This window comes from Mesorhizobium sp. M7A.F.Ca.US.005.03.1.1, from assembly GCF_003997975.1.
GTDB classification, from domain to species: domain Bacteria; phylum Pseudomonadota; class Alphaproteobacteria; order Rhizobiales; family Rhizobiaceae; genus Mesorhizobium; species Mesorhizobium ciceri.
On the sequence record NZ_RZRO01000016.1, the window covers coordinates 1 to 12684 of the forward strand.

A 12684-nucleotide genomic window follows, 5' to 3' on the forward strand; every position below is an offset into this window, starting at 1 on the left:
GGAGAAATCCCTGTTCGAGCCGTTGCGGCTCGACGATTTCGAGATCGCCGCCGGCGCCAGCATCGGCGTCGCGGTCTATCCGCGCGACGGGGCCGACCGCGAGCGGTTGGTCAGCAACGCCGACCTTGCCATGTACCGGGCGAAGAACGACGTGACGCGAGCCGTCTGCTTCTACGAATCCGCCATGGACGAGACGGCGCGGGCGCGCCGCGCCTTGGCCACCGACCTTCGCCAGGCGATCGACCGCGGCGAGCTTTCGCTTCACTATCAGGTGCAGACCTCGGTCCCGACCGGCGCCACCTGCGGCTACGAGGCGCTGCTGCGCTGGACCCATCCCGTGCATGGCATGATCCCGCCCGCCGAATTCATCCCGATTGCCGAAGAGAACGGCTCGATCATGGCGATCGGCGAATGGGTGCTGCGGACCGCGTGCCGGCAGGCGGCCTCGTGGGGCAATGGCCACAAGATCGCGGTCAATTTGTCGCCGGTGCAGTTCGCCCATGCCGATCTCGCCAAGCTCGTCCATCAGATCCTGATCGAGACCGGGCTGTCGCCGAAACGGCTGGAGCTGGAGTTGACCGAATCGACGATCGTCGCCGACAAGGTGCGCACGCTGCATGTCCTGCGCCAGGTCAAGGCGCTTGGGGTGACGATCGCGATCGACGATTTCGGCACCGGCTATTCATCGCTCGATACGCTGCGCTCGTTTCCCTTCGACAAGATCAAGCTCGACCGCTCATTCATGGCCGATGTCGAGCGAAGCCCGCAGGCCAAGGCCATCATCCGGGCGGTGCTGACGCTGGGCCGCAGCCTCGACATTCCGGTGCTCGCCGAAGGCGTCGAGACACATGTCCAGCTCACCATCCTGCAGGTCGAAGGCTGCAATGAGGCGCAAGGCTATTTTCTCGGCCGGCCCAAGCCGATCGACCAGATCACCGGGGACACCGATGTCCGCAACGATCGACTCTTCGCGGAGGAGCCAGCGAGGATACGGCTGAGCAGGCAGGCATAGGACTGCCGCGGCCGGCGCCCAGCGAATGCCGTGCAGACGCCTGCTGGATCGAGATCGGATCGCTGCTGTGTCTGGCGTCGACATGGCGCATCCTGTATAGGCCTCCCAATTCCCCAGGGCCGCTCATGTCGTTCATTCCAGACACCACCACGCTGATCCAGTTCGCCATCGCCACGGTCATCCTGGCGATCACGCCGGGGCCGGACATGACCCTGTTCGTCTCGCGCACGCTGAGCCAGGGCCGTGCCACTGGCTTTGCCTCGATGGCCGGCGCGCTGTGCGGCACGCTGATCCACACCACGCTGGTGGTGGTCGGCGTCTCGGCGCTGATCGTCGCCTCGCCGATGGCATTCTTCGTGCTGAAGATCTTCGGCGCCGGCTATCTCGTCTTCCTGGCCTGGCAGGCAATCACCAGGGGCTCGGCCTTTTCGCCGGAGAAGAAGACGGGACCCGAGATTTCGCTGTTGCGCAGCTGGGCGGCGGGCCTCGGCGTCAATCTGCTCAACCCGAAGATCATCCTGTTCTTCATGACCTTCCTGCCGCAGTTCGTCTCCGCGCATGATCCGAACGCACCGGGAAAGCTGTTTTTCCTGGGCACGATGTTCATCGTGCTGTCGGTCCCGGTGACGGTGCCGATGGTGCTGGCGGCGGAAAAGTTTTCGGCGGCGATGAAGGCAAGCCCGCGCGTTACGCGGGTGGTCGACTATCTCTTCGCCGGCGTGTTCTCCGCCTTCGCCCTCAAGATCCTGACGGCGCAGGCGAAGTAGGCGCCGTCATCCTGTCCGGCCATCCTCTTTTGATCCTGGTTCGCCTTGCCACCAGCTTGCGGCCCAGCGCCCGGCGCTGAGCCAGTAAAAGATACCACCGACCATGCCGCTGCCGATCACGGCCATGATGGCGCTGGTGTCCCTGACGGCGAAGGCGGTGTCACCGCTGTGGTCGGCAAGCCCGAGGAAAACACCGGCAACCACCGCGCCCGCCAGCGCATAGAACAGCCAGTCGCGCCGGCCCAGGATTTCGGCAAGCAGGATGACGACAGAGGCCGGCATCAGGGCGAAATAGGCGACGAACAGGGCGGCGAACGGAATTGAGAAATACAGGGAAGCCGTCGCCGTCGGATGCGCATGCTCCGGCGTGTAGCCGAGCGATGCCAGGAACAGGATGTTGAGGAAGGCGCTCGCCGCCAGCGAGGCGACGGCATAGCCGAACAGGATGACGGTGAAACGGATGAGGTAGCCGACGAGACGCGCCATCAATCCCGGCCCAGATTCCGGCCCGTGCCGGACCTGCGTCCAGCCAGAAGCCAGTAGATCCACCCGGCGGCGATGCCGGCGGTGGCGAGAAAACCCAGAAAGCCCGGATTGAAGACAAAGCTGCTGGCCGAGCGCGGCATGGATACGCCAAAGGCGATGGACGTGATCGCACCGGTGGCGGCGAAGTAGAACCATCCCCGAAGTGAAAACCGTTCGGCGACAAAAAGCGCCGGACCGACGATCAACAGCGCGCCGATCATTACGGTCAACACGGCGAGCGGGAACGAGCCAAGCCAGTCGAAGGCGAAAATGATCGACCAGTTGCCGTCTTCGATGCCTTCCAGAAGAGCGATCAGCAGCACCGGCACCAGGATCGAGGTCAGCACGGCGGCGATATAGCCGACCGCCATGATGGCGAGGCGTCTTAGCCAGGCGAAGGGGCGGTTCACGCCTCGCCGTGCCCCGCTATCATCATCGCTTCCAGAGCCAGCCGGTCGACCTTGCGCATGCGCTCGGAGTCGGATTTGAGCTGGCCGCAGGCGGCGAGGATGTCGCGGCCGCGCGGCGTGCGGATCGGCGAGGCATAGCCGGCATTGTTGATGTAGTCGGCGAATTTCTCGATCGTCTCCCAGTCCGAGCACTGGTAATTGGTGCCCGGCCACGGGTTGAACGGGATCAGGTTGATCTTGGCCGGAATGCCCTTGAGCAGCTTGATCAGTCCCTTGGCGTCCTCGATGGAATCGTTGACGTCCTTCAGCATCACATATTCGAAGGTGATGCGCTTGGCGTTCGACAGGCCGGGATAGGCGCGGCAGGCGGCGATCAGTTCCTTCAGCGGATACTTCTTGTTGATCGGCACAAGCAAGTCGCGCAGATCGTCATTGGTGGCATGCAGTGAGATTGCCAGCATGACGCCGATTTCCTCGCCGGTGCGGAAGATTTCCGGCACGACGCCGGAGGTCGACAGCGTGATGCGCCGCTTCGATAGGGACAGGCCGTCACCGTCGGAAGCGATCAGCAGCGCCTTCTTCACCGCTTCGAAATTGTAAAGCGGCTCGCCCATGCCCATCATGACGATGTTGGACACTTTGCGGCCTTCGGCCGGCACGATGGCGCCGTCGGGCGTGTCGCGGTCAGGGAAATCGCCGAGCCGGTCGCGGGCGGTGAGCAGCTGGGCGAGGATCTCCTCGGCCGTCAGATTGCGCACCAGCTTCTGCGTGCCGGTGTGGCAGAACGAGCAGGTCAGCGTGCAGCCCACCTGGGAGGAGATGCACAGCGTGCCGCGACCCTCTTCGGGAATATAGACAGTCTCAATCTCGACAGGCCGGCCGGCGCCGCGCGGCGGAAAGCGGAACAGCCACTTTCGCGTGCCGTCGGCGGAAATCTGCTCCTCGACGATCTCGGGCCTGGCGACGGTGAAATGCTTGTCGAGCTCAGCACGCAGATCCTTGGAGATGTTGAACATGCCGGCGAAATCGGAGACGCCGCGCACATACATCCAGTGCCACAGCTGCTGGGCGCGCATTTTCGCCTGGCGCTCGGGCACAGCGCCTGATGCAACCAGAGTCTCGGCGAGTTCGATCCGCGTCAGGCCGATCAGCGACTGCTTTTCGGGCTGTGCCGAGCGGGCACGCAACGCGTCGCGGGCGCTGTCAGTGGTGAGATCGAATGAAAGGGTCATGGTTGCACTGATATAAGCGGTTTGCGGCCGATTTCACGCATCGTGCCGGAAAGGAAGCGCGGCGCATAGCACAGGTTGAGGGCAGAGTCATGCTCAGCTAGCTTTACGATCTACGATCGCCTTGGAACGACGTCGGCACCGCCCCTCGTCATGGCGGGCATTTCTCTCCCGATAATGCCTGTCTTGCGGCGGCAGCGCGTTTGGCTGATGGCTTCCCCCACTCCGTCGCTGCTTCGCAACGCCACCTCTCCCCCTCCGGAGGGAGAGGAAGGGAGCCAAGGCTGGCAAATTCGCGCCTTTCCTCTACCCCGTCGATCGGGGGAGAGGTGTCGAGCGTAGCTCGACGGAGTGGGGGTCGACCTTTCACCGAAGCGATGCTTCCGCCTGGCACTCAGGCGAGCGCCAACGACAGGTTTTTCCGGCGCTAGTTTAATAGACTGCCCAGCTGTGTTAGGCCGAAACATTCCCCGCTCGAGGACAGACATGGCCGGCACATCGCGAAAATATCCCATGCTGCGGCGTTCGCGCGCGATGTGGGGCTCACGGCGGGTCTGGCAGCCGCGCCTGGTGTTCTGGGCCGGCGCGCTTGGCATCGGTGTGATCAGCGTGCTGTTCGCGGTGCTGGCCGACAGGGCGCAGGAACTGTTTCAACTGATGACAGGAGATGCAGGCGGCTGGCGTTTCTATCTGCCGCTTGCCATTACGCCGTTGGGTTTCGTGCTGTGCGCCTGGCTTGCCCACACCTTCTTTCCCGGTTCGCAAGGCAGCGGCATTCCGCAGGCGATCGCCGCCCGCCATCTGCGTGACGACGAGGACCGCAGCCACATCCTGTCCCTCAAACTGGTGGCCGGCAAAATCATGCTCACCATCGTCGGCCTGTTCTGCGGCGCCTCGATCGGTCGCGAGGGTCCGACGGTGCAAGTCGGCGCGTCGCTGATGCTGCAGGCGGCACGCTGGGGCGGCATGGTGCAGGCCCGGGGTCTGATCCTGGCCGGGTCGGCCGCCGGGATTGCCGCCGCCTTCAACACGCCGCTGGCCGGCATCGTCTTCGCCATCGAGGAGATGGGCCGCACCTATGAGGCGCGAACCAACGGGCTGGTGCTGACGGCGGTGATCCTGGCCGGTCTCGCTTCGCTTGGCCTGCTCGGCAACTACACCTATTTCGGCGTCGCCAGGGACACCATCTCGTTTGCCGCCGAGTGGCCGCTGGTGCTTGCCTGCGGCGTCATCGGCGGCGGGTTCGGCGCGCTGTTCTCGCTGCTGGCGTTGAAGGCGACGCGGCGGATCCGGCGCTGGAACACTGGGCAGCCTTTGCGGCGCGCCCTGATCGTGGCCGCAATCTGCGGGCTTGCGGTGGCGGTGATCGGCATCGCCTCGGGCGGGCTGACCTTCGGCACCGGTTACGTCCAGGCGCGGGGCGCCGTCGAAGGCACGCCGCTGCCGTGGTTCTTCTTCGCCGAAAAGTTCCTGGCGGGACTGCTGTCGATGATCTCGGGCATTCCGGGCGGTATCTTCGCGCCCTCGCTGGCTGTCGGCGCCGGCATCGGCAGTTCGCTCGGCCTCCTCTTTGGCGCGAGCACTGGGGTGGCGGCACTGCTCGGCATGGCCGGCTATTTCGCCGGTGTGGTGCAAGCGCCGATGACGGCCTTCGTCATCATCCTGGAGATGACCGGCAATCACGACAATGTCATCGCGCTGATGCTGGCCTCGATGCTGGGCTACGGCACGGCGCGCATGATCTCGCACGAGCCGCTCTATCACGCGCTATCGCGTGTCTTCATCGCCGAGGCGATCCGGCGCCGCCGGGCGGAGGCCGGGCCGGGGCAAGTATGAAAGAAAAAGGCCGGGCTTCGCGGCCCGGCCTTTCCCTCAAAAAAAGTAGCTTTGCCTATTTACACTTGGCGATCGATGTCAGCGCCGCCGAAATGCCCTTCAGAGAGAAGACATAGGAGGTGGGATTGCCGCGGCCGGACTTCGCCGTCACCTTCATGTCGGTGCCGGTCTTCATGGCGGCGATCAGTACCGGCTCCTCGGCGGCATTCTCGACCCAGGCCGATTTGCCGCGCGTGAACATCGAAAACGTCTTCTTGTCGATGGTCACGGTGGCCTTGGAGCCTTCCTGGAAATTGTAGCCGGCAATGAATTGCGGCTCGTAGGACACTTGCTGGCCGGGCCGCTGGCTGACGAAGAAGAACATATCGCCATGGTCGAGCGTGGGCGGCTGCTTGTCGGTCGGCACGGTCAGGACATAGCAGACCTTGCCGCCCGATGCCTGGTAGCTGTAGGTGCCCCAGGCATTGTGCTGGCCGATCTTGGTCGCCGACTGCGCCAGTGCCGGCGCTGCCACGGCCACCAGGGCCAGACTCGAAACTATCGCAATCAATCCGCGCATCGCTTTTCCCGTATTCCAAATGGTGCGGAGGCAGGCCGGCTTGGCGTCCTGCCCGTCGCTTCATTTTGATTTAATCTGGGTTACCAAACGGTGAATTTCCGAAGAGAAAAGGACCCTCACCCCGAGGAAACCGCCACCATACCCGCGCCGCCGCCCTGCGAGCGGGTGGCGCGACATCCCTTTGGCGACTTGGAGGCCACGAAAGCGGCAAGAGTTTGACTTTTTACGCTGTCGCCGAAAGCCGGCTCCAACGGCGTTCCGCGCGCGTGTTCAGCCCTTGTCGGCTATGGCGTCCCTGGCGGCCTGCCGGTGCGCAGTGGTGATGTGGGCACTGACGGCGGTGATCGCGGCGGTGAGCACGGCGATGTCGTCGGTGAAGCCAAGCCCGAAGACGAAGTCGGGGATGACATCCACCGGCAGCACGAAATAGCCGAGCGCGGCCAGCAGAATGCCCTTGGCGCGCAGCGGCGTGTTCTTGTCCATGGCGCAATAATAGGCGGCCACGACCTCTTCCATGAAGGGGATCTGCCGCGCGGCCTTCTTGGCTGTGCGCCAGAATTTCTCGCGCACTTCGCTCTCGTCTGACGGCTTGCCGCCAAAGCCGAAGAAATCAAAACCGGATTGTTGCGCCATCAGTCTCTCCTTGCGGGGCTCATGCGCATCCGGCGCCTGCCCCGCGGGGGAAAATGTGGTGAAACCCGACCCCCGCTACAAGATGCCGGTGCCGATTTGGGCCTGCCGAGGCGATACCAGGCCTCAGGCGCCGGCAAAACGGTTCATTTTCGTGGCCAGATCGATATCGAGCGCAGTCACGCCGCCGGCGTCGTGGGTGTTCAGCGTCACGTCGACGGTCTTGTAGACATTCGACCAGTCGGGATGATGATCCATCGCCTCGGCGGCAAGCGCGACGCGGGTCATGAAGGCGAAAGCCTCGGAGAAATTCGCGAAGGTGAATGTGCGCTTGATGGAGGCGCCGTCTTTCGCCAGCGCCCAGCCGTCGAGGCCCGTCAATGCGGCTTCAGCGGCTTGCCTGCCCAGTTTCTCTCTCGCCATGTCCCTATCCTGTGCTATTCGAAAACGACCCTCACCATAGCGACGGATCGATGAGCGCGAAGCCTATAAATTCCATTCTCTTCGTCTGCCTCGGCAACATCTGCCGGTCGCCGCTGGCGGAAGGTGTCTTCCGCGCCGTTTGGGCCGAGCGCGGGTCGGCCCGGGATATCCTGCTCGATTCGGCGGGAACCAGTGACTGGGAGGCCGGCTCTGCCCCCGATCGACGCGCGATCGCGGTCGCCATGCGGCACGGCGTCGACATTTCCGGGCAGAGGGCGCGCAAGGTCACGCCGCAGGACCTCCACCGTTTCGACCTGATCCTTGGCATGGACCGGTCGAATGTCGCTGACCTGAAGGCGCTGGCGCCGGCGGCCGTGCAGGACCGTATCCATCTGTTCCTGGAATTCGCGCAGGGAAAGGCACGCGACGTGCCGGATCCTTATCATGACGAGGCAGAAGCCTTCGCTTCCGCCTATCGCATGATCCGCGAGGCGTCGGAGGCGCTGGCGACAAGGCTGGAGGCGCGGGCGTCCGTGCCTGACAGCGGCCAGGCTTCCTCGACGATGTAGGGTCCGCCGCCGACCGAATCGCGCGACGACATCAAAACGAAACGGCCGATGCGGAACGGCAGCGTCGAGAAATTGCCGCGCGCCGACAGATATTGGGCAACGTCCAGCGGGGTCGAATTGCGCAAGCGCGCCAGCGTCACATGCGGCATGAATTTGCGCGGGTCGGCCGGGATGCCGAGCCGCTGGCAGATGCGGTCGACCTCACCTTGAAGGGCGGCCAGATCGGGCGAGGCGGAAGCGCCCGCCCACACCGCATGCGGCTTCTTCTGGCCGAAAGCGCCGACGCCGGTCAGCGCCAGCGAGAAAGAAGGGCGGTGGACGCGGTCGAGCGCGTTGGCGATCTCGTCGGCGACATGGCCGGGAACATCGCCGATGAAGCGCAGCGTCAGATGGTAGTTTTCGACGTCGATCCAGCGAGCTCCCGGCAAGCCGCCCCGCAGCAGGGACAGCGAAAGGGCAGCGTCACGCGGAATTTCGAGGGCGGTGAAAAGACGCGGCATGAAGAGCCTCCCTTCCTCGAATCGAACTGTCACCCATAGCGAATCATCGATAGTCAAACGGAGCAAGAGGTTTGTTGGCCACAGTCCCTGTTAAAAGCTCGCCGGGCGGAAACAGTTCCAACCCGCTAGGAATCGCCCGGCACCGCCGCGATCACCTTCTCGACCGCGGGCAGGATGCGTTCGACCATCTGGTCGACGCCTCGTGCGCTCGGATGCAGGCCGTCCTCGAGCTGCATGCCGGGCTGGCCGGCGACGCCGTCGAGAAAGAACGGGTAGAGCGCGACGTCGTATTTCTTCGCCAGGTCCGGGAAAATGGCGTCGAAGGCGCTCTGGTAGTCGGGACCGAGATTGGGTGCGGCGCGCATGCCGGCCAGAAGCACGGCAATCTTGCGCTGCTTCAGCTTGCTCAGCATCTCGTCGAGGTTCTTTTTGGTGATGTCGGGCGAGACGCCGCGCAGCATGTCGTTGGCGCCGAGTTCGAGGATGACCAGCTGCGTGCCGTCCGGCACCGACCAGTCAAGCCGCGCCAGGCCGCCGCTCGTCGTGTCGCCGGAGACGCCGGCATTGGCGACGGTCACGTCGTGGCCTTTGGCGCCAAGCGCTGCCTGCAGCCTGTCGGTAAAGCCCTGGTCGGGTCCAAGGCCATAGCCCGCCATCAGGCTGTCACCGAAGCCGACGATCTTGAACGGCTCGGCACGCGCCGACGACATGACGCCGCAAATGGCGAGGAAAACCACGAAGCCTGCGGCAATACTGCGTTTGAAAGACATGCGGCAGGCCCCATATGAGCTAGGAATTCTCCAGTCGACGGCTTCCGGCAAGCAGAGCCTTCATTCCCAGATATAGGACGATTTCATTTTGACAGAAGCCGTCATCGCGCTGAAAGACGTGTCCCTGACCCTTGGCGAGGGCGCTTCATCGGTCCATGTGCTGAAGGGGGTGAGCCTCGACGTGGCGACCGGCGAGGCGACCGGCATCGTCGGACCTTCGGGTTCCGGCAAGTCGACCTTGCTGATGGTCCTGGCAGGCCTGGAAAGGGTCGATTCGGGTACGGTCCGAATCGCCGGCGAGCTGCTCAACGGCAAAAGCGAGGACCAGATTGCTTCGTTTCGTGGCCGAAACATTGGCATCGTGTTCCAGTCCTTCCATCTCATTCCCAACATGACGGCGCTCGAAAATGTCGCGGTGCCGCTGGAACTGGCCGGCCATTCCGATCCGTTCGCGGTGGCGGCGCGCGAGCTGGCGGCGGTTGGCCTCAGCGACCGCGTCACCCACTATCCCGGCGAATTGTCGGGCGGCGAGCAGCAGCGCGTGGCGATCGCCCGCGCATTGGCGCCGTCGCCGCGCATCCTGATCGCCGACGAGCCGACCGGCAATCTGGACCAGGCGACCGGGCGGCAGGTCGCCGACCTCCTGTTTGCGAAGGCGGCCGAGCGCGGCATGACGCTGGTGCTGGTGACGCATGATCCGGCGCTCGCGGCACGCTGTTCGCGCCAGGTTTCGATGCACTCGGGCCGGATCGAGGCACCGGCGCCGGTCAAGGTGACGGCCTGATGCCGCTGTCCCGGACGTTGAGGCTCGCTGTCCGCTTCTCGCTGCGCGAGATGCGCGGCGGCCTGTCCGGTTTCCTGATCTTCCTCGCCTGCATCGCGCTCGGCGTCGCGGCCATCGGCGGCGTCAACTCGGTGGCGCGTTCGATCACCGCCGGTGTCGCCAATCAGGGCCAGACGCTGCTTGGCGGCGATCTTCGCTTCCAGATCAACCAGCGTGACGCCAGTCAGGCGGAGCGCAGCTTCCTTGACGGGCTCGGCACGGTTTCGCGGACCGCCAGCATGCGTTCGATGGCGCGTCTCGCCGACGGATCCGACCAGGCGCTGGTCGAGGCCAAGGCGGTCGACCATGTCTATCCGCTCTATGGCACGCTGGAGACCGAGCCGGCGCTGTCGAAACAGGAACTGTTCGGCGAAGAGTTCGGCGTCTTCGGTGCGGCAGCGCCCGATCTTCTGTTCGAGCGGTTGCACGTCAAGCCTGGCGACCGGCTGAAGCTCGGCACCGCTACTTTCGAACTGCGCGCCAAGCTGGTCGCCGAACCGGATGCCGTGTCCGACGGTTTCGGCTTCGCGCCGAGGCTGATGATCTCGACCGAAGGGTTGGCGGCCACTGGACTGATCCAGCCGGGCAGCCTGGTCGAGAATGCCTACAAAATCCGGCTGCCGGCGGACGCCGACGAGACGAGGCTCAAGGCCATCCAGGATCAGGCCGCCACGGATTTTCCGGAAGCCGGCTGGTCGATCCGCACGCGCAGCAACGCGGCGCCCGCGCTGTCGTCCAACATCGAACGCTTCTCGCAGTTCCTGACCCTGGTCGGGCTGACGGCGCTGGTGGTCGGCGGCGTCGGCGTCGCCAATGCGGTGCGCGCCTATCTCGACGGCAAGCGCGGCGTCATCGCCACCTTCAAGAGCCTGGGCGCTTCGGGCGGCTTCGTCTTTGCCGTCTATCTCGTGCAGATCCTGATCATAGCCGGATTGGGTATCGTGCTGGGCCTTGTGCTCGGCGCACTAATGCCCTTCGCGGCGAGCGCGGCCTTGCAATCCGTCATTCCGGTGCCGGCCGAAGGCGGCTTCTATCCCGGCGCGCTCGGCATGGCGGCGCTGTTCGGCCTGCTGGTGACGTTGGCTTTCGCGCTGCTGCCGCTCGGCCGCACCCGCGACGTGCCGGCAACCGCGCTGTTTCGCGAAATGGGGCTGGAAGGCCGCGGCTTGCCGCGCCCCGCCTATGTCGCGGCGGCCATAGGCATCGCGCTGCTGCTTGCGGCGCTGGCCATTCTGTTCTCGGGCGACCAGCGCATCGCCTCGATCTTTGTCGGCGCTACCGTCTTCGCCTTCCTGGTGCTGCGCGTGGTCGGCGCACTGGTGCAATGGACGGCCAGGAAAAGCCCGCGCGTGCGCTTCGTGGCGCTCAGGCTCGCCATCGGCAACATCCATCGGCCAGGCGCCCTGACGCCATCGGTGGTGCTGTCCCTTGGGCTCGGGCTGACGCTATTGGTGACGCTGGCGCTGATCGACGGCAATCTCAGGCGACAGATCTCGGGCAGCCTGCCGGAACGGGCGCCGAACTTCTTCTTCGTCGACATCCAGAGCGCCGATGTCGCGTCCTTCTCGGCGCTGATCGGCAAGGAGGCGCCGCAGGGCGTGCTGGCCAAGGTGCCGATGCTGCGCGGCCGGGTGATGGCGCTGAACGGTGTCGACGTCGACAAGGTGAAGGTGCCGGCGGAAGGCGCCTGGGTGCTGAGGGGGGATCGCGGCCTGACCTATGACACCAGGCAGCCGGAGAACGCGACGCTGACCGAGGGCAGTTGGTGGCCCGAAAATTACAGCGGCGAACCGCTGGTTTCGTTTTCGGCGCAAGAAGGCAAGGAGATCGGGCTGAAGCTCGGCGACACCATCACCGTCAATGTGCTGGGCCGCAACGTCACGGCCAGGATCGCCAGTTTCCGCCAAGTCGAATGGGAGACGATGGGTATCAATTTCGTCATGGTCTTCTCGCCCAACACATTCGCGGGCGCCCCGCATGGCTGGATGGCGACGCTGACCGAAAAGAGTGCATCGACGGCCGACGACGCCCGCATCCTCAACGCCGTCACCCGCGCCTTCCCGGCGGTGACGACGGTGCGGGTCAAGGACGCGCTCGACGTCGTCAACCGGCTGGTCGGGCAGCTCGGCACGGCGATCCGGGCGGCCGCTGGCGTGGCGCTGATCGCTTCGGTGCTGGTGCTGGCCGGCGCGCTTGCAGCCGGCAACCGGGCGCGCATCCATGATGCGGTGGTGTTGAAGACGCTGGGCGCGACACGCACGACGCTGATATCGGCCTTCTCGCTCGAATATATGCTGATCGGGCTGGCCACCGCCATTTTCGCGCTGGCGGCGGGCAGCGCAGCCGCCTGGTTCGTCGTCGCGCGCATCATGACTTTGCCGTCGCATTTCATGCCGGAGGTGGCGGTGGCAACCATTCTGTTTTCGCTGGTGATCACGGTCGGCATTGGTCTCGCCGGCACTTGGCGGGTGCTCGGCCACAAGGCAGCACCGGTGCTGCGCAACCTGTGACGACAGGCCCGGAACGGGCATCCTGGATTAAATCTTGGTAAGAAAGCCGTCCGAAAAGCCGAGGAATCGGCGCTTCGCCCTCTCACGAACCGTTACATCCGGTTACGGTCTTGTTCTTGAC

14 protein-coding genes are annotated in these 12684 nt (G+C 64.7%); 6 read left to right on the forward strand and 8 right to left on the reverse strand.

Features of this window, described 5'->3' with window-relative positions; all coding sequences use genetic code 11:
• The coding region (locus EN990_RS09885) for a GGDEF domain-containing phosphodiesterase (RefSeq protein WP_245469177.1) at nucleotides 1-1012 on the forward strand (1012 nt) is incomplete at its 5' end.
• A gap of 125 nt (nucleotides 1013-1137) precedes the next feature.
• The gene (locus EN990_RS09890; RefSeq protein WP_013528810.1) at nucleotides 1138-1779 is read left to right on the forward strand and encodes a LysE family translocator; all 642 of its coding nucleotides are present in this window, start codon (nucleotides 1138-1140) and stop codon (nucleotides 1777-1779) included.
• A gap of 6 nt (nucleotides 1780-1785) precedes the next feature.
• On the opposite strand, the gene EN990_RS09895 is transcribed toward EN990_RS09890, so the two are convergent.
• From EN990_RS09895 to rlmN, 3 genes are read right to left on the reverse strand one after another with little or no spacing between them, the layout of a single operon-like run.
• Nucleotides 1786-2265: a hypothetical protein gene (locus EN990_RS09895; RefSeq protein WP_063173380.1), complete on the reverse strand. Its 480-nt coding sequence runs from the start codon at nucleotides 2263-2265 to the stop codon at nucleotides 1786-1788.
• Nucleotides 2265-2714 carry a hypothetical protein gene (locus EN990_RS09900; RefSeq protein ID WP_127368614.1) on the reverse strand — a complete coding sequence of 150 codons (450 nt, stop codon included), beginning with the start codon at nucleotides 2712-2714 and terminating at the stop codon, nucleotides 2265-2267. The genes EN990_RS09895 and EN990_RS09900 overlap by 1 nt, the downstream gene beginning before the upstream one ends.
• Entirely contained in the window at nucleotides 2711-3946 is a 1236-nt protein-coding gene (gene rlmN / locus EN990_RS09905) for a 23S rRNA (adenine(2503)-C(2))-methyltransferase RlmN (RefSeq protein ID WP_027162882.1), read from the reverse strand. The genes EN990_RS09900 and rlmN overlap by 4 nt, the downstream gene beginning before the upstream one ends.
• Before the next feature lie 483 nt (nucleotides 3947-4429).
• Here rlmN and EN990_RS09910 point away from each other — a divergent pair, with 483 nt between their 5' ends.
• Nucleotides 4430-5779, forward strand: coding sequence for a chloride channel protein (locus EN990_RS09910; RefSeq protein WP_127368613.1), 1350 nt, complete (start codon nucleotides 4430-4432; stop codon nucleotides 5777-5779).
• Between the two features lie 55 nt (nucleotides 5780-5834).
• On the opposite strand, the gene EN990_RS09915 is transcribed toward EN990_RS09910, so the two are convergent.
• The 3 genes from EN990_RS09915 to EN990_RS09925 all read right to left on the reverse strand — a co-directional run bounded on the left by EN990_RS09915 (nucleotide 5835) and on the right by EN990_RS09925 (nucleotide 7391).
• Nucleotides 5835-6338: an invasion associated locus B family protein gene (locus EN990_RS09915; protein ID WP_013528815.1), complete on the reverse strand. Its 504-nt coding sequence runs from the start codon at nucleotides 6336-6338 to the stop codon at nucleotides 5835-5837.
• Nucleotides 6339-6608: 270 nt separating this feature from the next.
• Nucleotides 6609-6971 (reverse strand): YkvA family protein, encoded by a 363-nt coding sequence (locus EN990_RS09920; protein WP_127368612.1) that lies wholly within the window; start codon nucleotides 6969-6971, stop codon nucleotides 6609-6611.
• 123 nt (nucleotides 6972-7094) lie between these two features.
• A complete protein-coding gene (locus EN990_RS09925; protein WP_127368611.1) occupies nucleotides 7095-7391 on the reverse strand; it encodes a 4a-hydroxytetrahydrobiopterin dehydratase in 297 nt (98 codons plus the stop codon).
• A 50-nt stretch (nucleotides 7392-7441) separates the two neighbouring features.
• On the opposite strand from EN990_RS09925, the gene EN990_RS09930 reads away from it, so the two are divergent.
• Nucleotides 7442-7960 carry a low molecular weight protein-tyrosine-phosphatase gene (locus EN990_RS09930; protein WP_013528818.1) on the forward strand — a complete coding sequence of 173 codons (519 nt, stop codon included), beginning with the start codon at nucleotides 7442-7444 and terminating at the stop codon, nucleotides 7958-7960.
• Here the strand turns inward: EN990_RS09930 and thpR are convergent.
• Complete coding sequence (gene thpR / locus EN990_RS09935) at nucleotides 7864-8460, reverse strand: RNA 2',3'-cyclic phosphodiesterase (RefSeq protein ID WP_063169549.1); 597 nt, start codon at nucleotides 8458-8460, stop codon at nucleotides 7864-7866. The two genes, EN990_RS09930 and thpR, sit on opposite strands and share 97 nt — an antisense overlap.
• Before the next feature lie 125 nt (nucleotides 8461-8585).
• Nucleotides 8586-9230 carry an arylesterase gene (locus EN990_RS09940; protein WP_013528820.1) on the reverse strand — a complete coding sequence of 215 codons (645 nt, stop codon included), beginning with the start codon at nucleotides 9228-9230 and terminating at the stop codon, nucleotides 8586-8588.
• 88 nt (nucleotides 9231-9318) lie between these two features.
• On the opposite strand from EN990_RS09940, the gene EN990_RS09945 reads away from it, so the two are divergent.
• Nucleotides 9319-10014, forward strand: a complete 696-nt coding sequence (locus EN990_RS09945; RefSeq protein WP_063169548.1) for an ABC transporter ATP-binding protein — start codon at nucleotides 9319-9321, stop codon at nucleotides 10012-10014.
• Nucleotides 10014-12563, forward strand: a complete 2550-nt coding sequence (locus tag EN990_RS09950) for an ABC transporter permease (protein WP_127384643.1) — start codon at nucleotides 10014-10016, stop codon at nucleotides 12561-12563. Before EN990_RS09945 ends, EN990_RS09950 begins: the two co-directional genes overlap by 1 nt.
• The last annotated feature ends 121 nt before the right edge of the window (nucleotides 12564-12684 follow it).